The sequence below is a fragment of the Microvirga pudoricolor genome, from assembly GCF_016892705.1.
Classification (GTDB): Bacteria; Pseudomonadota; Alphaproteobacteria; order Rhizobiales; family Beijerinckiaceae; genus Microvirga; species Microvirga pudoricolor.
Window position 1 is genome coordinate 112,404 of record NZ_JAFEMB010000008.1, and the last position, 19,001, is coordinate 131,404.

Annotated in this window: 19 protein-coding genes; 17 read left to right on the forward strand and 2 right to left on the reverse strand. The window is 63.2% G+C overall.

What is annotated here, in order from left to right; genetic code table 11:
- Window positions 1-2 precede the first annotated feature (2 nt).
- The 3 genes from ILT42_RS20770 (at window position 3) to ILT42_RS20780 (ending at window position 1,344) form a co-directional block, all read left to right on the forward strand.
- Complete coding sequence (locus ILT42_RS20770; protein WP_204217807.1) at window positions 3-575, forward strand: hypothetical protein; 573 nt, start codon at window positions 3-5, stop codon at window positions 573-575.
- Window positions 576-793: 218 nt separating this feature from the next.
- Entirely contained in the window at window positions 794-1,075 is a 282-nt protein-coding gene (locus ILT42_RS20775) for a hypothetical protein (protein ID WP_204217808.1), read from the forward strand.
- 107 nt (window positions 1,076-1,182) lie between these two features.
- On the forward strand, window positions 1,183-1,344 hold the full coding sequence (locus ILT42_RS20780; protein ID WP_204217809.1) for a hypothetical protein: 162 nt from the start codon (window positions 1,183-1,185) through the stop codon (window positions 1,342-1,344).
- A 50-nt stretch (window positions 1,345-1,394) separates the two neighbouring features.
- On the opposite strand, the gene ILT42_RS20785 is transcribed toward ILT42_RS20780, so the two are convergent.
- Entirely contained in the window at window positions 1,395-2,342 is a 948-nt protein-coding gene (locus tag ILT42_RS20785; protein ID WP_204217810.1) for an aldo/keto reductase, read from the reverse strand.
- A 122-nt stretch (window positions 2,343-2,464) separates the two neighbouring features.
- Between ILT42_RS20785 and ILT42_RS20790 the strand changes: the two genes are divergently transcribed.
- The gene (locus ILT42_RS20790) at window positions 2,465-3,463 is read left to right on the forward strand and encodes an LLM class flavin-dependent oxidoreductase (protein WP_204217811.1); all 999 of its coding nucleotides are present in this window, start codon (window positions 2,465-2,467) and stop codon (window positions 3,461-3,463) included.
- On the opposite strand, the gene ILT42_RS20795 is transcribed toward ILT42_RS20790, so the two are convergent.
- On the reverse strand, window positions 3,433-4,368 hold the full coding sequence (locus ILT42_RS20795; protein ID WP_204217812.1) for a YihY/virulence factor BrkB family protein: 936 nt from the start codon (window positions 4,366-4,368) through the stop codon (window positions 3,433-3,435). The genes ILT42_RS20790 and ILT42_RS20795 overlap by 31 nt on opposite strands.
- Window positions 4,369-4,508: 140 nt before the next feature.
- On the opposite strand from ILT42_RS20795, the gene ILT42_RS20800 reads away from it, so the two are divergent.
- The 13 genes from ILT42_RS20800 to ILT42_RS20860 all read left to right on the forward strand — a co-directional run bounded on the left by ILT42_RS20800 (window position 4,509) and on the right by ILT42_RS20860 (window position 18,993).
- The gene (locus ILT42_RS20800; RefSeq protein ID WP_204217813.1) at window positions 4,509-5,267 is read left to right on the forward strand and encodes an extensin-like domain-containing protein; all 759 of its coding nucleotides are present in this window, start codon (window positions 4,509-4,511) and stop codon (window positions 5,265-5,267) included.
- A gap of 59 nt (window positions 5,268-5,326) precedes the next feature.
- Window positions 5,327-6,316, forward strand: coding sequence for a L,D-transpeptidase (locus ILT42_RS20805; protein WP_204217814.1), 990 nt, complete (start codon window positions 5,327-5,329; stop codon window positions 6,314-6,316).
- 107 nt (window positions 6,317-6,423) lie between these two features.
- Entirely contained in the window at window positions 6,424-6,780 is a 357-nt protein-coding gene (locus ILT42_RS20810) for an iron chaperone (RefSeq protein WP_204217815.1), read from the forward strand.
- Between the two features lie 343 nt (window positions 6,781-7,123).
- The gene (locus tag ILT42_RS20815) at window positions 7,124-7,924 is read left to right on the forward strand and encodes a FadR/GntR family transcriptional regulator (RefSeq protein ID WP_204217816.1); all 801 of its coding nucleotides are present in this window, start codon (window positions 7,124-7,126) and stop codon (window positions 7,922-7,924) included.
- 2 nt (window positions 7,925-7,926) lie between these two features.
- Window positions 7,927-8,910: a sialic acid TRAP transporter substrate-binding protein SiaP gene (locus tag ILT42_RS20820; RefSeq protein WP_407664650.1), complete on the forward strand. Its 984-nt coding sequence runs from the start codon at window positions 7,927-7,929 to the stop codon at window positions 8,908-8,910.
- Between the two features lie 124 nt (window positions 8,911-9,034).
- A complete protein-coding gene (locus ILT42_RS20825; protein ID WP_229428833.1) occupies window positions 9,035-9,607 on the forward strand; it encodes a TRAP transporter small permease in 573 nt (190 codons plus the stop codon).
- A 37-nt stretch (window positions 9,608-9,644) separates the two neighbouring features.
- A complete protein-coding gene (locus tag ILT42_RS20830; RefSeq protein WP_204217819.1) occupies window positions 9,645-11,051 on the forward strand; it encodes a TRAP transporter large permease in 1,407 nt (468 codons plus the stop codon).
- Window positions 11,048-12,097: an L-idonate 5-dehydrogenase gene (locus ILT42_RS20835; protein WP_204217820.1), complete on the forward strand. Its 1,050-nt coding sequence runs from the start codon at window positions 11,048-11,050 to the stop codon at window positions 12,095-12,097. The genes ILT42_RS20830 and ILT42_RS20835 overlap by 4 nt, the downstream gene beginning before the upstream one ends.
- 207 nt (window positions 12,098-12,304) lie before the next feature.
- Complete coding sequence (chvE, locus tag ILT42_RS20840) at window positions 12,305-13,369, forward strand: multiple monosaccharide ABC transporter substrate-binding protein (RefSeq protein ID WP_204217821.1); 1,065 nt, start codon at window positions 12,305-12,307, stop codon at window positions 13,367-13,369.
- Window positions 13,370-13,441: 72 nt separating this feature from the next.
- Window positions 13,442-14,971 carry a multiple monosaccharide ABC transporter ATP-binding protein gene (gene mmsA, locus ILT42_RS20845; RefSeq protein ID WP_204217822.1) on the forward strand — a complete coding sequence of 510 codons (1,530 nt, stop codon included), beginning with the start codon at window positions 13,442-13,444 and terminating at the stop codon, window positions 14,969-14,971.
- A 1-nt stretch (window position 14,972) separates the two neighbouring features.
- Window positions 14,973-16,175 (forward strand): multiple monosaccharide ABC transporter permease, encoded by a 1,203-nt coding sequence (gene mmsB / locus ILT42_RS20850; protein WP_204217823.1) that lies wholly within the window; start codon window positions 14,973-14,975, stop codon window positions 16,173-16,175.
- Between the two features lie 52 nt (window positions 16,176-16,227).
- A complete protein-coding gene (gene araD1 / locus ILT42_RS20855) occupies window positions 16,228-17,226 on the forward strand; it encodes an AraD1 family protein (protein WP_229428820.1) in 999 nt (332 codons plus the stop codon).
- Between the two features lie 39 nt (window positions 17,227-17,265).
- On the forward strand, window positions 17,266-18,993 hold the full coding sequence (locus tag ILT42_RS20860) for an IlvD/Edd family dehydratase (protein WP_267874490.1): 1,728 nt from the start codon (window positions 17,266-17,268) through the stop codon (window positions 18,991-18,993).
- The last annotated feature ends 8 nt before the right edge of the window (window positions 18,994-19,001 follow it).

A 19,001-nucleotide genomic window follows, 5' to 3' on the forward strand; every position in this document is an offset into this window, starting at 1 on the left:
AGGTGAGCGGTATCGAGATTCATGGCTATGCCATCGTGACGGATGACGACCGGATCGCGGATGAAGGGGGCCGGATGCCGGACGTCCTGCGCAACGAAGCCGATTGGGCCTATTTCCAGGCCGGGCTCGACGAAGCCGACCTGAGCGCGCTCGGACGTCTTGGGCATGAGGCCAATCCCAACCGACGCAACCGCCCCAGGCTCGTCCTGTCCTCTGCCGCCACTGGCCTGGAGAAACGGCCAGACGCTTGGTGGTGGAACCCATCGGCCCTGTCCTGGGACAGCGTGGCCGAGACGGTCCTGCCCCAAGGAGGGCGGGTGGCGGTGCCGGGCGGCAAGAGAGTGTTCGATCTCTTTCTCGCCATCGGATACGACGCATTCCACCTATCCCGCGCCCATGGTTCACGCCTGCGCGGGGGCATTGCCCTGTTCGAAGCTTGCGACCGGGGGATGAGCGCCGAGGAGGTCCTTGCCTCCCATGGCCTCGATCAAGGGCCGCCGCAGGTCCTGGATCCCGACGGCCCAGTGACCTTGGCTGTTTGGCGGCCTGCAACTCTGGGCCAGCCAAGACGTTGACGGTCATCGATGGATTTCCGGGATTGAGAACGATGCGCCTGTTTGCGACGACAGCCATGATCGCCACGCTGGCCCTGGCCGGGTCGGCTCTGGCCCAGAGCGGAGGCTCCAGTTCTGGCGGCTCGGGCGGGTCTTCTGGTGGGTCTTCCGGCTCTTCAAGTTCCGTAGGGTCACCCGGTTCGGCGGGCGCCACTTCGGGAACGCCAGGAGGTTCTGGGGTGGGTTCTCCGGGTTCTGCCCCGAGCACATTGTCGGCGCCGACCCCTCCGCCCGGCACGGAAGGGAGCAGCGGCAGCCCCGCGACGGGCAATTCCGCCACCGGTGCCGTCAACCGGGCCGGCGGGTCGGATGCTGCGGGAGGCGTCGGTCCGGGCGGTGGTGGGCGGGCAACAGGCGGCGCGACGCTGGAGCCCCAGAAGACGGATCGGGAGCGCGAATTGGACCGCCAGGCGCGGCGGATCGACGAGAAGGTGCGCCGCGGCATTTGTCAGGGATGTTAAGCGATATTCCTGAGGCGCTTAGAGGTTAAATTTCTGGCGAAGCTTGAACCTCCGAACCCGAAGGCTGTTGGTAACTGGGGTTGGGTCCACAGACGAAAGGAACCGTCATGGCTCAGCATCAAAACGATCAGACCCAGAAGAACAAAGGCAGCCAGCAGCAGCAGGGGAATCAGCCCAACAAGCCGATGGGCAACCCGCAAGGCCGTCAGCAGGACGCTAACAAGCAGTCCCAGCAGGGCCAACGCGATCCTGGCCAGCACCAGAAATAACGGCTCACCAGTGCCGGAGCGGGGCTGATGGCCCCGCTTCGTTGTAGGCCTCAGGAGGACGCGCGGTTGAGGGCCTCGACGTCTTCGCCGTCTAGCTTGAGCTGCGTTGATGCGATCAGGTCCCGGGTCTGCTCCACCGACGTCGCGCTGGCGATCGGGGCCGTCAGGCCCGGCCGGGCCATGAGCCAGGCGAGGGCGACCTGGGCTGGGTTCGCTCCATGCTTCCGCGAGACCGCATCCAACGCTGCCAGGATCCGACGCCCCCGGTCGTTCAGGTACTTTTCCATCCGTCCGCCGCGCTGGCTCTTGCCGAAATCCGCTTCCGAACGGTATTTGCCTGTGAGAAAGCCACTCGCGAGGCCGTAATAGGGAATGACCCCGATCTCGTTTTCCCGGCAATAGCCCTCGAGGTCCGCTTCGTATTCGGACCTGTCATACAGATTGTAGAGAGGTTGGAGGCTCTCGTAACGCGGCAATCCTTCCTTCGCGCTGATCTGCTGCGCTGAGGCGAGCCGCTCCCGCGTGAAGTTCGACGCCCCGATGGCCCGCACCTTCCCGTCGCGGATCAGGTCCGCGTAGGCCGAGAGCGTCTCCTCCTGCGGCGTGTCCGGGTCGTCCCAATGCGACTGGTAGAGGTCGATCCGGTCGGTTTGGAGACGCTTCAGGGACTCCTCAACGGCGGAGCGGATATACGCCTTCGACAGCCCCTTGCGGCCCGGTCCCATCTCGGACGCTACCTTGGTGGCCAGGATGACCTTATCGCGATTGCCGCGCTCCTTCATCCACTTCCCGATAATGGTCTCCGACTCGCCGCCCTTATGGCCCGGCACCCAGCTCGAATACACGTCGGCCGTGTCGATGAACGTGAGGCCTGCCTCGGCGAACGCGTCCAGTACCTTGAAGGACGTAGTCTCGTCGGCCGTCCAGCCGAAAACGTTGCTGCCGATGCAAAGCGTCGGTACCGTGAGGCCGGAGCGGCCGAGTTGACGGTGTTCCATATCGCACTCCTTGTGACGGAGACGATCTGTGGCAGGGCAGCCATTCCGCAAGGCCATGCCTGAGCAGGGCAGGGATGCCTATATGCGGGGGATCGGCCCGTGCGGCCCCATCGGAAACCATCATGCTGCCTCTGTCCGTTCTCGACCTTTCCTTCGTGGCTGCCGGCTCGACGCCCGCCGATGCCCTGCGCAACACCCTCGATCTGGCCTCACACGTGGATGGGCTTGGCTACACACGGTTCTGGGTGGCCGAGCACCATAACCTGCCCTCCGTGGCGAGCGGAGCGCCAGAGATCATGATCGGCCAGATCGCGGCCGTGACGGAACGCATCCGCGTCGGATCGGGAGGCGTGATGCTGCCGAACCATGCCCCTCTCATGGTCGCCGAGCGCTTCAAGCTACTCGAGGCCTTGTATCCCGGGCGCATCGACCTCGGCCTCGGACGCGCTCCCGGCACGGATCCGGTCACCTCTTATGCCTTGCGCCGCCTGCAGGAGGAGCGCGGGCGGGACGATTTCTGGGAGCGCCTGCAGGAACTCATGCTCCTCGAGACACGCTCCTTCCCGGACGGCCATCCGTTCCGGAAGATCGAGGTCATGCCGTCCGGAGTGCCCTTGCCGCCGATCTGGCTGCTGGGGTCGAGCGATTACAGCGCGCATCTGTCGGCGAGGCTCGGCCTGGGATTCGCCTTCGCGCATCATTTCGCGAACCATGACGCTGAAGACAGCATGATGAGCTACCGCCGTGGGTTTCAACCCTCCCAGTGGCGCGAGACACCGCATGCCATCCTGGCCACGGCCGTGATCTGCGCCGAGACCGACGAAGAGGCTGAGCGCCTCGCTTCCAGCGCGGACTACAATTTCGTTCTGCGGATGCGGGGCGAGTTCGGCCCCATTCCGAGGCCGGATGACGCGCTGGCTTATCCCTACAGCGATTCGGAGCGCGCCCTCGTCCGCCGGAACCGGGAGCGTCTCTTCGTCGGCAGTCCCGATACGGTGCGCGAATTGCTGCGTCCGCTGATCGAGGCGACTGAGCCCGACGAGCTCATGATCACGGCTGCGGTGCACGACCACGCCGCACGCAAGCGCTCCTATGAACTGCTGGTTGGCCTGTTCGACTGAAGCGCGAGGGCTGGCGCCGCCCGCTCGACCGGATTGGCCTCGTCGGAGGGGTGGTGAGCCTTGTCGCGGCGGCTGCCCCGGTTTTCCGCGTAGGCCTTGGTGAACTCGGCTCCGAAGAGCAGGATGAGAGCCGAGTAGTAGATCCAGAGCAGGATCGTGATGATGGACGCGGCGGCTCCGTAGGCGGATGCGACGCCGCTCCGCCCCAGGTAGTACCCGATCAGGAACTTGCCGATGGTGAACAACAGGGCCGTCACCACGGCCCCGGCGGCGACGTCATGCCATGTCAGGCGCACGGCTGGCAGGACCTTGAAGATCATGGCGAAGAGCAGGGTGGAGACGGCGAAGGCCACGAGGCTGTTGAGAACCCACAGCACCGTCTTCGCGCCGGAAAAGCCCGCTTCGAGATAGGCGCCGAGCGCAGACAGGCCCGTATCGATGATGAGCGAGGCCATCAGCAGGAACCCGATGCCCAGCACGAAGGCCAGGCTGAGGAGCCGGGTCCGGATGAAGGCCATGATGCCGTAAGCCTCGGGGGCCTTCACCTTCCAGATGATGTTGAGATCGTCCTGGAGTTCCACCACTGCGCCCGTGACCAGGAGAAGGAAGGTTGTCAGTCCGATGGCGGTGCCGACGATGCCCGAGCCCACATTGCTGGCGCTGACGATCAGCGCTTCGATCGCGGCAGCGGACGATCCGCCGATCAATCCGCCCAACTCCGTCACGATGGCGCCCTGTGCGGCCTCGCGCCCGAAGGCGAGGGCGGCCACCGCGATGGCGGCCAGGAGCATCGGCGCAAGCGAGAACACGGTGAAGAATGCGATGGACGCCCCAAGGCTCATGGCCCGGTCGTTCCACCAACCGATGAAAGCCGTCTTCAGCAGTTGCACCATATCCGACGCCATGCCCGGCCCATGTCTCCCGTCCAACCGAGAACCGGCAGCCGTTCCCAATGGTTCCGCTTGGGCGTCAGGCTTAGGCATAAGGTTTGGGCTTGAGGGCGGGGGCACGCGCCATAATTATCGGGGGAGACAGGGGAGGCGGCATGAGGTTGGGCCTCGGACGGATCGGCGCTGGAGCGCTCTTGCTCATGGTCGCCGCTGGGCCAGTTTTTGCCCAGCCGGCGTCGCCACCGCTGCCCCCGCCGCGCCCGGATCGCCCCGCCGTGAAGCCGGCTGAGCCAACCGGAGACGCCGTAAAGGATTCCGGCAAGCGCGCGGATGACGCGAAACCCACGGACGCCGCACCGCCCGACAAGGAGCAACTCGCCGAGGATGCCGCCTGCCGGGACAGGCTGACGGCCCTCGGCATCAAATTCGAGACCCGGCCGCCCGTTCGTGACGAGGCCTGCAGCGTGCGAAACCCCGTCATGGTGTCCCAATTGCCGGGGGGCATCGCTCTGTCGCCTGCCTCCCTGATGACCTGTCCGCTCGCGGAGGCGCTCGCACGCTGGACCGGCGATTCCGTGAAGGCGCAGGCTGACAAGGCCTTCCAGACCTCCGTCACGAAACTGGCGATCGGCACCTCCTATCAGTGCCGGAACCAGACCTCGGGAAGCAAGCTCAGCGAGCATGCCTTCGGCAACGGCGTCGACATCATGGGATTTGAGTTCGCCAAGCGCAAAGCGCTCACGGTGGACTTCCAGAAGATCGACTCGCCCGAGGCGGCCTTTCAGGAAAGCGTCCGTTCGGAGGCCTGCAAGGTGTTCACCACCGTGCTCGGACCCGGATCCGATGAGGCGCACGGGAACCACCTCCACCTCGACCTGCGGGAGCGGAAGGGCGATTACCGGATTTGCCAGTAGGGCGAGGGAACACGGCGGCGGCCTCGCTTCTTTATGTCGGCGCAAGGATGGAGTGTCGGATGAAGCGTATGGTTTGGATTGCGGCTTTCGCCATGGGGATCGGTTCGGCTTGGGCGGCGGGTTCCGAAGGGCTGGCGCCCGACACCATCAATCAAGCCACCTTCTCGACCAAACCGAACGCCGGAAAAGGAAAGATCGATCCGGTCATCCTCAAGGCCCAGGTCCTGCTCGACAGGGCCCGCTTCTCGCCCGGCGTCGTGGACGGACATGACGGAGATAATCTGCGGAACGCGCTCCGGTCCTTCGGCGAGGCCCGCGACGCCCGCAACGACGGAAAAATCGACGAAGCCGTCTGGTCCAAGCTGAACGAGACCTCGTCCGATCCCGTCGTGACCGAATACACCATCACCGACGAGGACCTGAAAGGTCCATTCGTCGAAAAGATTCCGGATGGCCTCGAGGAGCAGGCCGGTCTCGAGCGCCTCTCCTACACGTCTCCGGCCGAGATGCTGGCCGAGCGCTTTCACATGGACCAGGACCTGCTGAAAGCACTCAATCCCGGCAAGGCTTTCGACAAGGCGGGCACGGCTATCGTGGTGGCCAACGTATTGGCAAGCCGCGCCGAACATGACGGGAAAGTCGCGAAAATTGAAGTCGACAAAGGCCGTCACCTCTTGCGCGCCCTGGGCGAGGACGGCTCGCTGATCGCGGTCTATCCCGCGTCCATCGGCAGCGAAGAGAAACCTGCTCCAAGCGGGTCTCACAAGGTGCAGGGCATCGCCCGCAACCCGACATACACCTACAATCCGGATTACAAATTCAAGGGCGTGAAGGCCAAGGAGAAATTCGTGGTCAAGCCTGGCCCCAACAATCCCGTCGGCTCCACCTGGATCGATCTCTCCATCGACTCCTTCGGCATCCACGGTACCCCCGACCCCGACAAGGTGGGCAAGGCCTATTCGCAAGGCTGCGTGCGCCTGACGAACTGGGACGTCGAGGCGCTTGCCAAGATGGTCAAGAAGGGAACGACCGTGACATTCCTCGACTGACGGCCTCCCGCGTTCCTCACCTGGCCGGCAGGGATCATGCGTCGCCCTAACCGGGACGGTCCTGGCGATATGTTGCCTTCAGGGCTCCAGGACGCCATAGTTCCGGGATGACGAAGCCCCTCGACCATGACGCCTATATCGCTGCCGCACCAGAGCATCTAAGGGTCATGCTGGTCCAAGTTCGAGACCAGCTCGCGCGGACGCTGCCGGATGCGGAGGCAGTCATCAAGTACGATATGCCCGGATTTCAGATCGACGGCATGATCATCGCGGGTTACGCGGCCTTCAGCAAGCAATGCGGGCTGTATGTCGACCCCGCTGCGATTGCCGCCCATGCCGACGAGATCGCAGCATCCAAACTCAAGGCGAGCAAGACCGGGATTACGTTCTCGGCTAGTCGGCCCATCACGGGTGACCTCGTCGAAAAGCTCGCTATCGGCTCGCGGCGGCAAAAGGGCTTCTAGCGTCGGCCATGCTCTGGTCTCCCGCTCGGTCCGATCCGGAGGCGGGGCCATGTCGACTTGAGACGATCATGCGGCTCAAGCAATTCGTTCTCCAGAAACGCGGTGAAATCCGCGACGATCCAAGCCTGAAATTGCTGCGGATGCGTCAAGCATTCGCAAGCAGTTGCGGCGGCTGCGAAGCAATAGAATTCAGTAGACGCAAGTCGAATACCTTCTTGCAGTCGAACGTCTTGACACGCGACGGTTGCGGCGGCCTAATTTGGTCAATTGGCCAGACCACTTTCAAGTTGGGGCCCCGCCGCAACGACGGCGCCAGGGATGGGAACGTTTGCAGGAGAGGCCCTTGCCGCTCAAGGCCGTCGAACCGCGTCGACTCTACCGCCAGATCGCCGATCAGCTCCGCGAACTGATCGAGAACGGTGAGTTTCCCGTGGGCGGACGTCTGCCGTCGGAGCGCGAACTCGCGGACAGCCTCGGCGTGTCGCGCCCCAGCGTTCGCGAGGCGCTTATCGCCCTCGAGGTCGAGGGTTTGGTGCGGATCGTCGTCGGGTCGGGGATCTACGTTCTGGAGACATCGGCGCGGCGGATCCCCTGGCGCAAATCCGTCGAGCCCCCGGAGGGTCCGTTCGAGGTCCTTCATGCCAGGGAGATCGTGGAATCCTCCGTGGCCGGAGAGGCCGCCAGACTTGCCAAATCCTTCCACGTGCGGGTTCTCGACGACATTCTCGACCGCATGGGACGCAACGGCGCGGACAGCCGATGGATCGAACTTGACCGCGAGTTTCACGTCGCCATCGCGGCATCCATCGAGAACGGCGTGCTGGCCCGCTTCGTGGGACAGTTGTTCGACCAGCGGATCAACCCGTATTTTCAGCAGCTCGCCAGTTATTTCGAGAATGCCAATACGTGGCGGCAAGCGCTCGATGAGCACAGGGCCATCCGCGACGCGATCGCGAGCGGCGACGCCGGGGCGGCTCAAGCGGCCATGCGTCGCCACCTGAAGCTCTCGGCCGAGCGCTTCACGCGAGGCTTCGGGGAGGCTCCGTCCTCCCCGCCAGGAACGGGCCCGGCGCCCGGCCACAGCAGGCAGGCGGAGGATCCGCAGACCCTGCCAACCAAAACCACCAGGAGGAAGCAAAGATGACGATGAAATGGTCCGCAATCCTTGCCGCCGCAATCGGCCTCGCGGTCACGGCCGGTGCCGCCGATGCCCAGACGAAGCTCAAATGGGCCCATGTCTATGAAACCTCGGAGCCGTTCCACACCCAGTCCGTCTGGGCCGCCGGCGAGATCGCCAAACGCACCAACGGGCGCTACTCCATCGACGTATATCCGGCCTCCCAGCTCGGCAAGGAAACCGATATCAACCAGGGCCTGTCGCTTGGCTCTGTCGACATGATCATCTCGGGATCGAGCTTCGCGGCTCGCGCTTATCCGCCCATCGGGGTGACCTACTACCCTTACGTCTTCCGCGACTCGAACCACCTCCTGGCCTACACCAAGAGCGACGTGTTCAAGGAGCTTGCCAAGGGTTACACCGACAAGACGGGCCACCAGATCCTTTCCGTGACCTATTACGGCGCGCGCCACACCTCGTCGAACAAGCCCATCAAGGGCTGTGCCGATCTGAAGGGCCTGAAGATCCGTGTGCCTGACGTTCCGGCCTATCTGGCCATGCCGCGGGCCTGCGGGGCGAACACCTCGCCCATCGCCTTCGCGGAAGTGTACCTGGCGCTCCAGAACGGCACCGTGGAAGCGCAGGAGAACCCTCTCACCACCATCGAGGCGAAGAAGTTCTACGAGGTGCAGAAGAACATCGCGCTCACCGGGCACATCGTCGATCACCTGAACACGGTCGTGTCCTCACAGTTGTGGAAGAAGCTGTCCGACGAGGACAAGAAGATCTTCACCGAGGTCGCCCAGGAAGCCGCGACGCGGGCCACCAAGGAGATCCAAGCCAAGGAGAAGGAGCTCGTCGGCTTCTTCAAGGAGAAGGGCCTGAACGTGAGCGAGGTCGACAAGGAGGACTTCAAGCAGACCGTTCTGAAGAATGTGAGCTTCGAGTCCTTCGGCTATCGCAAGTCCGACTACGACGCCATCCAGGCGATCAAAAGCGATCCGGCAAGCTGATCGCTTCCGTGTTCGGCGGGGCGCGGCCGCCCCGCCACCATCTTCTCCCACCTTCCGGAGGCCCATCGCCTCCGGCTTTTCCCAAGGGGGAGGGCGTAGCATGAGCCAACCGGGAGGGGGCAAGATGAAGCCGGAAGTTCATACGGAAGTGACCGCCGAGGAGCTGGCGCAGGTTTTCGATGAGCCGGCGCCCGATGCCGATCTCAGCCTGTACGGGGTCGAAGACTGGGCCACGCTCGCGATCTTCTGGCTGATGGCGCTCGCGGTCTTCCTGCAGTTCTTCACACGCTACGTGCTTAACGACTCCCTCGCCTGGACGGAGGAGATCGCCACCTATTGCCTCGTGGCAGTGGTGTTCCTCGGCTCTTCCATGTGCGTGCGCCTCGACCGGCACATCCACGTGGACCTGATCTTCCGCTACCTGCCCCATGGAATCGCAAGAGGGCTGTCGACCGCTATCGACATCGTCCGCACCGTCTTTTTCGCCTATGCGGCCTGGCTTGTCTGGCGGTTCATGGAGATCGTCGGCGACGAGACCATGACGACGATCATGATGCCGAAGAACTGGGTCTATGCCTGCGTCTTCTTGGGCTTCATCCTGATGTTCGTCCGCTCCGTCCAGGTGGGCATCCAGAACTGGCGGCGGGGCTACTCCATCCTGGAGCGGCCGGAGGCCTTCGACTCCGTGACCGTCTGACCGCCGCACACCACCACGATAGCCTTGGGCAAGCCTCATGCTGATTCTGATCGGTTCCTTCCTTCTCCTCCTGATCCTGGGCCTTCCCGTGGCCCTTTCGATGGCGGTGTCGTCGCTGCTCTACATCGTCGTGTCCGGCACGGCCCCGGACGTGATCCTAGCCCAGCGCATGATCGCGGGTGTCGAGAGCTTTCCGCTGCTGGCCGTGCCGTTCTTCATCTTGGCCGGCAACCTCATGAACATCGCGGGCGTGACGGGACGCATCTACAGCTTCGCGGTCGCTCTGGTAGGCTGGATGAAGGGCGGCCTGGGGCAGGTGAACATCATCGGGTCGGTGATCTTTTCCGGCATGTCCGGAACCGCCATCGCCGATGCGGCGGGCCTCGGCACCATCGAGATCAAGGCCATGAAGGACCATGGCTACTCGACGGAATTCGCCGTAGGCGTGACGGCGGCCTCGGCGACCCTGGGCCCAATCATCCCGCCCTCCTTGCCGTTCGTGATCTACGGCATGATGGCCAACGTCTCTATCGGGGCGCTCTTCCTCGGCGGCCTGATTCCGGGCATCCTCATGACGCTCCTGATGATGGCCACCGTGGCGTTCTTCGCTCATCGCAACGGCTGGGGCAGCGACAGCCCATTCTCCTGGAGCCAGCTCGGCAGCGCCACCCTTGAGGTCGCGATCGTCCTCATGTTCCCGGTCGCGATCTGGCTGATGACTCTGGCAGGCCTCTCCACCAACGTTTCCATCGGCATCGCGCTCGTCGTGCTGCTGGCACTGGACTGGTATTTCGACTTCTCCGCCGTCATGGCTCTGATGGCGCCCGTAATCCTGATCGGCGGCATGACGCTCGGTCTCTTCACGCCGACCGAAGCGGCGGTGGCGGCGGTAATCTGGTCGCTCTTCCTCGGACTGGTGCGCTATCGCTCCATGACCATGAAGACCCTGGCGAAGGCGACCTTCGACACTATCGAGACCACGGCGTCAGTCCTGTTCATCGTGACCGCTGCCTCGATCTTCGCCTGGCTTCTCACAGTGAGCCAAGCTGCTCAGATCCTGTCGGACGCCATCTTGAGCATCACCCAGAACAAGTGGGTGTTCCTGCTGCTGGCCAACCTGTTGATCCTGTTCGTGGGCTGCTTCATCGACACCATCGCGGCCATCACCATCCTGGTGCCGATCCTCCTGCCGATTGTCCTGAAGCTCGGGATCGACCCGATCCATTTCGGCCTCATCATCACCCTCAACCTGATGATCGGCCTGTTGCATCCGCCGCTTGGAATGGTCCTGTTCGTCCTGGCCCGGATCGCCAAACTGTCCGTGGAGCGCACCACAATGGCGATCCTGCCCTGGCTCGTGCCCCTGATGCTGGCGTTGATCGCCATCACGTACATTCCCGAGTTGACGCTTTGGCTTCCGCGCACCATGGGAGTGACCAAGTGATGGACACCGCTCTCTCGGCAACCCTGTTCGGCGCCGAAGACCTCCGCATGATCGAACGGCCACTGGAGCCGCTCGATCCCGGCATGGTGCGGGTGCGTTTTGCGGCGGGCGGCATCTGCGGATCCGACATGCACTACTTTCGACATGGCCGGACGGGAGATTTCGTCGTCGAGACCCCTTTGACGCTCGGTCATGAGATCGCCGGGGAGATTTTGGAGGTTGGTGGCGAAACGACGGGCGTATCCGTCGGCGACCGGGTGGCCGTGAACCCGTCACGCTGGTGTGGCCACTGCGCCCGTTGCCGGGACGGGCGGCCGAACCTGTGCGAGAATATTTATTTCATGGGTTCGGCCTCCAAGAAGCCGCATATGCAAGGCGGCTTCGCGTCCGTCTTCGACGTGGTGCCGGCGCAATGCGTGAAGGTGTCCGATGACACACCCCTTGCGGCGGCAGCTTTGGCTGAGCCTCTGGCTGTGTGCCTTCACGCGATAAACCGGGCCAGCCCCTTGGACGGCAAACGGGGTATCGTTTTCGGGGCCGGTCCCATCGGTCTCCTGACGGTTCTGGCGGCGCGTCTGGCCGGATTGTCGGAGATCGCGGTCGTGGACGTCGCCGCCGCTCCCCTGGCATTCGCGCAACGCCTTGGCGCCGACCACATCGTGGACGTGGCGCAGGGCGACGAGACCCTGAAGGATCTGGCGGACGATCGATGCTTCGACGTCGCCTTCGAGGTCTCCGGCACGGTTGCGGGCCTTTCATCCGCCATACGCAATGTCAGGCGGGGCGGCACGATCGTGCAGATCGGAAACCTCCCGGCGGGTCCGCTGCCCATCCCGGCAAACGCCATCATGTCCCGCGAGCTCGACCTCAAGGGGTCTTTCCGCTTCGGAGACGAGTTCGCGCGGGCCGTGCACCTGATCGACGAAGGCCGGGTCGACGTGCTCTCCATCGTAACGGCCAAGCGCCCGCTCTCCCTTGCCGAGGAGGGTTTCCGGCTCGCTCTCGACCGATCGCAAAGCGTCAAAGTACTCCTCACGGCCGAGTGACGGCGCCTATCGGCGATCTCATCCTTTAGGCTGAGGGGCAAACAAGGTTGCAAAGCTAAGGCCTTCGTTCTTCGAGACAATTTGCGAAGGCGCCGATGCCGATATTTTCAACGCCCCAGAACCGATCTTGCCGCCTCTGTATATAATATTATTAATCGAGCGATGGCACGGCCGCATAAGCCGGTGGGCCGAACTTGGAGAAGACGCATGAAGGGAATCAAGCTGGCAATGACCGCGCTGGCGCTTGGGGCGCTGGGCTTGGTCTCGGCCGCACACGCGCAGGACAAAGGCACCGTCGGCGTCTCCATGCCGACAAAATCCTCCGCGCGGTGGATCGACGACGGCAACAACATGGTGAAGTCCCTGACGGACAAGGGATACAAGGTCGATCTGCAATACGCCGAGGACGATATCCCGAACCAGCTGGCGCAGATCGAGAACATGATCACCAAAGGCGTGAAGGTTCTCGTGATCGCCGCCATCGACGGTACGACACTCTCCGACGCCCTCCAGCAAGCCGCCGACAAGGGTATCAAGGTCATCTCCTACGACCGGCTGATCCGCAATTCCAAGAACGTCGATTATTATGCAACCTTCGACAACTTCCAGGTGGGTGTGCTGCAGGCGAGCTACATCGAGAAGGCGCTGGGCCTGAAGGAGGGCAAGGGTCCGTTCAATATCGAATTGTTCGGCGGCTCACCGGACGACAACAATGCCTACTTCTTTTACAACGGCGCCATGTCCGTGCTCGATCCCTACATCAAGAGCGGCAAGCTGAAGGTCCAGAGCGGCCAGACCGGGATGGACAAGGTTTCGACCCTGCGCTGGGACGGCGCTGTGGCTCAATCCCGCATGGATAACCTGCTGAGCGCTTACTACAACGACAAGCGGGTGGATGCCGTCTTGTCGCCCTATGACGGCCTGAGCATCGGCATCATTTCGTCTCTGAAGGGCGTCGGCTACGGCACACCCAAGCAGCCGATGCCGGTCATCACCGGACAGGACGCCGAGGTTCCCTCGATCAAGTCGATCATCGCCAAGGAGCAGACATCCACGGTATTCAAGGACACCCGCGAGCTCGCCAAGGTGGCGGCCAACATGGTGGACGCTCAGATGACCGGGAAGACCGTCGAGGTGAATGACACCAAGACCTACGAGAATGGCGTCAAGACCGTACCGTCTTATCTCCTCAAGCCCGTGAGCGTGGATGCTTCCAACTGGAAGGAAGTCCTGGTGGGCAGCGGCTACTACAAGGAAGACCAGTTCAAGTAAGGCATGATGCCTGGGCTCACGCACCATGACGCGGGAGCCCAGGCTCGCATGAATGGAACTGAGAGCGAGTGCATGAACGCGATCCTTGAAATGCGCGGGATCACCAAGACGTTTCCAGGCGTCAAGGCGCTGGACGACGTCAACATCGCCGTCAAGGCTGGGGAGATTCATGCCCTGGTGGGGGAGAACGGCGCCGGCAAATCGACCCTCATGAAGGTGCTGAGCGGGGTTTATCCGTACGGCTCCTATACGGGAGAGATCCGTTTCGAGGGCGAGGAACGCCGGTTTCGGGACATCGCGGACAGCGAGAAGCTCGGGATCATCATCATCCACCAGGAACTGGCGCTCGTACCGCTTCTGTCCATTGCCGAAAACATTTTCCTCGGGAACGAGCAGGCCCGTTTCGGTGTCATCGACTGGTCTTTCGTGTTCGCGCAGACGAAGGCGCTTCTGAAGAAGGTCGGCCTGAAGGAGGCTCCCGATACGCTCGTGACCGACATCGGCGTCGGCAAGCAGCAACTCGTGGAGATCGCCAAGGCCCTGTCCAAGAAGGTGAAGCTCCTTATCCTCGACGAGCCCACGGCCAGCCTGAACGAGAGCGACAGCGACGCGCTCCTGAACCTGCTTCTGGAGTTCAAGGCCCAGGGCATCTCCTCGATTCTGATATCCCACAAGCTGAACGAAATCTCCAAAGTGGCGGATTCGATCACCGTGCTGCGGGATGGAACCACCGTGGAGACCCTCGACTGCCACCGGGAGGCCATCAGCGAGGACCGCATCATCCGCGGGATGGTCGGGCGCGCCATGGCCGACCGTTATCCCCATCGCGAACCTCGCGTGGGCGAGCGGATTTTCGAGGTGAAGGATTGGACCGCCTACCATCCGCTTCATGCGGACCGAAAAGTGGTGAAGGGCGTCAATTTCCATATCAACAAAGGCGAGATCGTCGGTATCGCCGGCCTCATGGGCGCCGGCCGGACGGAACTGGCCATGAGCCTGTTCGGCCGCACCTGGGGCCAGAACATCAGCGGGACAGTGCTTCTGAACGGTCGTGAGATCGATACCTCCACCGTCGGCCGGGCCGTCGACAACGGCATCGCCTACGTGACCGAGGACCGGAAGACCTACGGCCTGATCCTTGAGGAGGACATCCGCAAGAACGTGACGCTCGCGAACCTGGAGGGCGTGGCCAACGCCCTCGTGATCGACGACATCCGCGAGATGGCCGTCGCGAACGACTACCGGGGCAAGCTGCGCATCCGGTCCTCCAACATCTACCAGCAGACCGTGAACCTGTCGGGGGGCAACCAGCAGAAGGTCGTGCTGAGCAAATGGCTCTTCGCCGATCCGAAGATCCTGATCCTGGACGAGCCGACGCGCGGCATCGATGTCGGGGCGAAGTACGAAATCTACACCATCATCAACAATCTGGCGGATGCCGGAAAAGGCGTCCTCATGATCTCCTCCGAGATGCCCGAGCTTCTGGGCATGTGCGACCGCATCTACGTCATGAACGAGGGAGCCCTCATCGGCGAATTCGCGGCGGCGGAAGCGTCCCAGGAGAGGATCATGCACGCCATCGTCAAGGCGGGAAGGCATTAGGATGGATACCAGGGTTTCGGACGAGATCGCGGGCGAGAAGCGGGAATCCTATGGGAGCTTCCTAAAGACCCATTTCCGCGATTACGGCATGCTGGTGGCGCTCCTGCTGATCATGGCCTTCTTCCAGGTGATGACCGGCGGCACCCTGCTGCGGCCCCTCAACCTCACGAACCTGATCCTGCAGAACAGCTACATCGTCATCATGGCGCTGGGCATGCTGCTGGTCATCGTGGCCGGGCACATCGACCTGTCCGTGGGCTCGGTCGTCGGTTTCGTGGGCGGTCTTGCGGCCGTGCTCATCGTGAAGTTCGGCATGCATTATGTGCCTGCCACCATCATCTGTCTCGTGGTCGGGGGCCTCATCGGAGCGGCGCAGGGCTATTGGGTGGCCTATCTCAAGGTGCCGTCCTTCATCGTCACGCTGGCCGGGATGCTGGTCTTCAAGGGCCTGACCCTGTCGCTCCTCGGTGGGCAGTCCGTGGGTCCGTTCCCGCCCACCTTCCAGAAGCTCAGCTCCGGCTTCATCCCGGATGCATTCTCGGTGGAAGGCCTTAGCCTGACATCGCTCCTGCTCGGCGTGATCACGGCAGCGGCGCTGGTCTACTTCGGATTCCGCTCCCGGGTTAACCAGCAGAAGCATACGGTCGAGACGGCGCCGTTCGGGTTCTTCGTGTTCAAGAACGCTCTGCTCTGTTTCCTCATCATCGGCTTTGCCTACCTGCTTGCCACCTACCGCGGCCTGCCGAACGTGCTCATCATCATGTTCGCCCTCGTGGCGCTCTATGCCTTCGTAACCAACCGAACCACCATCGGGCGGCGGATATACGCGCTCGGCGGCAACGAGAAGGCCGCCAAGCTCTCCGGCATCAAGACCGAACGCCTCACCTTCCTGACCTTCGTGAACATGGGCGTGCTGGCGGCGCTCGCCGGCCTCATCTTCGCGGCGCGTCTCAACACCGCGACCCCTAAGGCGGGCCTCGGCTTCGAACTCGACGTCATCGCGGCCTGCTTCATCGGCGGCGCTTCCGCCTATGGCGGCGTCGGCAAGGTCACCGGCGCCGTCATCGGAGCCTTCGTGATGGGCGTCATGAATAACGGCATGTCCATCCTGGGCATCGGTATCGATTATCAGCAGGTCATCAAAGGTCTCGTGCTTTTGGCCGCCGTCACCGCCGACGTCTACAACAAGAAGAAGTCCGCCTGATCGGCGGACTCCGGCATCCAGTCATCTCCAGTTTCGTAAGGATCGAAAACCCATGTCCGTGCGCCTCGTCCAGTTCCTCGACAAGCAGGGCCACCAGAAGGCTGGCATCGTGTCGGAGGATGCGCTCCAGATCCTTGAAGGCGTGTCGAGCATCTATGAACTGGCCATGAAGGCGATCGAGAAGGAGATCACTCTCGCGGAGGCTGCCGAGAAGCACCGGGGCGGCGAGGAAGCGAGCTACGCGGCCGTGATCGATGAGAAGCGCTTGCTGCCCCCGATCACACACCCGGACGCCTCCCGTTGCCATGTGACGGGTACGGGTCTGACCCACCTCGGCAGCGCCGACACGCGCGACAAGATGCACAAGACGGAGGTCAAGGAGACCGACCTCACGGATTCGATGAAAATGTTCCGCTCCGGCTTGGCAGAGGGACGACCGGGCGAGGGAAAGATCGGTGCGCAGCCGGAATGGTTCTACAAGGGCAACGGCTCCTTCGTGGTCGCGCCCGAGCAGCCTTTGATCTCTCCGGTTTTCGGCGAGGATGGCGGCGAGGAGCCGGAGCTGGCGGGCCTATACGTGATCGCCCCCGACGGCACGCCGGTGCGTCTCGGGTTTGCCCTCGGCAACGAGTTCTCGGACCACGTGACGGAGCGCCAGAACTACCTGCTGCTCGCCCATTCGAAGCTGCGCCAGAGCTCCTTCGGGCCCGAACTGCGTTTGGGGGAACCGCCGGCGGATATTCGCGGCACAAGTCGCATCCGCCGCGGCGGCGAGGTGATCTGGGAAAAGTCTTTCCTGACCGGCGAGGCCAACATGTCCCATAGCCTCGCGAACCTGGAGCACCATCATTTCAAGTACCGCGAGCACCGGATACCAGGCGACGTGCATGTGCATTATTTCGGCACCGCCACCTTGAGCTTTGCCGATGGTATCCGCACCGAGCCGGGCGACGTGTTCGAGATCGAGGCTGAAGGCTTCGGTCAGCCGTTGCGCAATCCGGTCGAAACGGCTCCCGGCGAGAACATTCTCGTGCGAGTCAAGGCCATCTGAACCTATCCCACTTTTCGGCGCGCCTGGAAGATGAGCATCATGACCACCAAAAAGCCCCTCCGCAGCCAAGCCTGGTTCGCGCGCAAGGACAAGATGGGGTTTTACTACCGCTCCTGGCTCAAGAATCGCGGATTTCCGCAGGATCAGTTCGATGGACGTCCGGTCATCGGCATCTGCAACACCTGGTCCGAATTGACGCCCTGCAACTCGCACTTCCGAACCCTGGCCGAGCACGTGCGCTGGGGCATCCTCGACGCGGGCGGGTTCCCGCTCGAGTTTCCGGTCATGTCGCTGGGTGAGACCATGCTGCGCCCGACCGCCATGCTCTACCGGAACCTCGCGTCTATGGACGTGGAGGAGTCGATCCGGGCCAATCCGCTCGACGGCGTCGTGCTGATGATGGGTTGCGACAAGACCACGCCGGCCCTCCTGATGGGCGCAGCCAGCGTCGATCTTCCCACCATCGGTATTTCCGGCGGCCCGATGCTGCGGGGCTTCTACCGGGGCAAGGCCATCGGCTCGGGCACCAACACGATCTCCATGAGCGAGCAGCTGCGTTCTGGCCAGATCACCCTCGACGATTTCTACGAGGCGGAAGCCTCGATGCACCGCTCGCAGGGGCATTGCATGACCATGGGCACCGCCTCCACCATGGCCAGCATGGTCGAGGCCTTGGGCGTCGGTATGCCGGGCAACGCCGCCATTCCGGCCGTGGACGCGCGCCGGGCGCTGCTCGCCCGCGAGGCCGGACGGCGGATCGTCGAGATGGTGAAGCAGGACATCGCCTTGTCGCAGATCCTCACCCGTGAAGCCTTCGAGAACGCCATCCGCGTGAACGGCGGCATCGGCGGCTCCACCAATGCGGTGGTGCACCTGATCGCCATGGCGCGCCGCATCGGCGTCGATCTCAGCCTCGACGATTGGGATCGCCTCGGACGCGACGTGCCCTGCCTAGTCGACCTGATGCCCTCAGGCCGCTTCCTGATGGAGGATTTCTTCGAGGCGGGCGGGTTGCCGGTTGTCTTGCGGGAATTGGCCGAGCAGGGGCTTCTCCACAAGGACGCGGTGACCGTCAACGGGCGCACGATCTGGGAGAACAACAAGGATGTGGAGTGCTGGAACCGGGAGGTGATCCATCCGTTCGACCAGCCCTTCAAGCCCAACGGCGGCATCGCGGTGCTGCGGGGCAACCTCGCGCCCAACGGCGCCATCATCAAACCCTCGGCCGCCTCGCCGCATCTCATGAACCACACCGGCCGGGCCGTCGTGTTCGAGTCGATCGAAGATCTGCACGGGCGCATCAACGACGATGCGCTGGACATAGACGAGACCTGCATCATGGTTCTCAAGAACTGCGGGCCGAAGGGCTATCCGGGGATGGCGGAGGTCGGCAACATGCCCCTGCCGCCCAAGATCCTGAAGAAGGGGATTACGGACATGATCCGGATTTCCGATGCCCGGATGTCGGGAACGGCTTACGGCACGGTGGTGCTTCACACGGCTCCGGAAGCCGCGACGGGCGGTCCGCTGGCGCTGGTCCAGAACAGGGACCTCATCACCCTCGATGTGGCGGCCCGCAGCCTGCATCTTCATGTGGAGGCCGAGGAGCTGGATCGCCGCAGGGGAGCCTGGACGCCCCCTCAGGTCCATTCCGAGCGGGGTTACGTCAAGCTCTACGTGGACCACGTGCTTCAGGCGGACGATGGGGTGGATTTCGACTTCCTCGTCGGCAAGAGCGGCTCCGCCGTGCCACGGGACAATCACTAAGCCAGCCC

Bases quoted from the DNA above. Each gene is read 5' to 3' on its own strand.
- ILT42_RS20780 (WP_204217809.1), top strand. From the start codon at position 1,183: ATGGCTCAGCATCAAAACGATCAGACCCAGAAGAACAAAGGCAGCCAG.
- ILT42_RS20785 (WP_204217810.1), bottom strand. From the start codon at position 2,342: ATGGAACACCGTCAACTCGGCCGCTCCGGCCTCACGGTACCGACGCTT.
- ILT42_RS20790 (WP_204217811.1), top strand. From the start codon at position 2,465: ATGCTGCCTCTGTCCGTTCTCGACCTTTCCTTCGTGGCTGCCGGCTCG.
- ILT42_RS20795 (WP_204217812.1), bottom strand. From the start codon at position 4,368: ATGGCGTCGGATATGGTGCAACTGCTGAAGACGGCTTTCATCGGTTGG.
- ILT42_RS20800 (WP_204217813.1), top strand. From the start codon at position 4,509: ATGAGGTTGGGCCTCGGACGGATCGGCGCTGGAGCGCTCTTGCTCATG.
- ILT42_RS20805 (WP_204217814.1), top strand. From the start codon at position 5,327: ATGAAGCGTATGGTTTGGATTGCGGCTTTCGCCATGGGGATCGGTTCG.
- ILT42_RS20810 (WP_204217815.1), top strand. From the start codon at position 6,424: ATGACGAAGCCCCTCGACCATGACGCCTATATCGCTGCCGCACCAGAG.
- ILT42_RS20820 (WP_407664650.1), top strand. From the start codon at position 7,927: ATGAAATGGTCCGCAATCCTTGCCGCCGCAATCGGCCTCGCGGTCACG.
- ILT42_RS20825 (WP_229428833.1), top strand. From the start codon at position 9,035: ATGAAGCCGGAAGTTCATACGGAAGTGACCGCCGAGGAGCTGGCGCAG.
- ILT42_RS20830 (WP_204217819.1), top strand. From the start codon at position 9,645: ATGCTGATTCTGATCGGTTCCTTCCTTCTCCTCCTGATCCTGGGCCTT.
- chvE (WP_204217821.1), top strand. From the start codon at position 12,305: ATGAAGGGAATCAAGCTGGCAATGACCGCGCTGGCGCTTGGGGCGCTG.
- mmsA (WP_204217822.1), top strand. From the start codon at position 13,442: ATGAACGCGATCCTTGAAATGCGCGGGATCACCAAGACGTTTCCAGGC.
- mmsB (WP_204217823.1), top strand. From the start codon at position 14,973: ATGGATACCAGGGTTTCGGACGAGATCGCGGGCGAGAAGCGGGAATCC.
- araD1 (WP_229428820.1), top strand. From the start codon at position 16,228: ATGTCCGTGCGCCTCGTCCAGTTCCTCGACAAGCAGGGCCACCAGAAG.
- ILT42_RS20860 (WP_267874490.1), top strand. From the start codon at position 17,266: ATGACCACCAAAAAGCCCCTCCGCAGCCAAGCCTGGTTCGCGCGCAAG.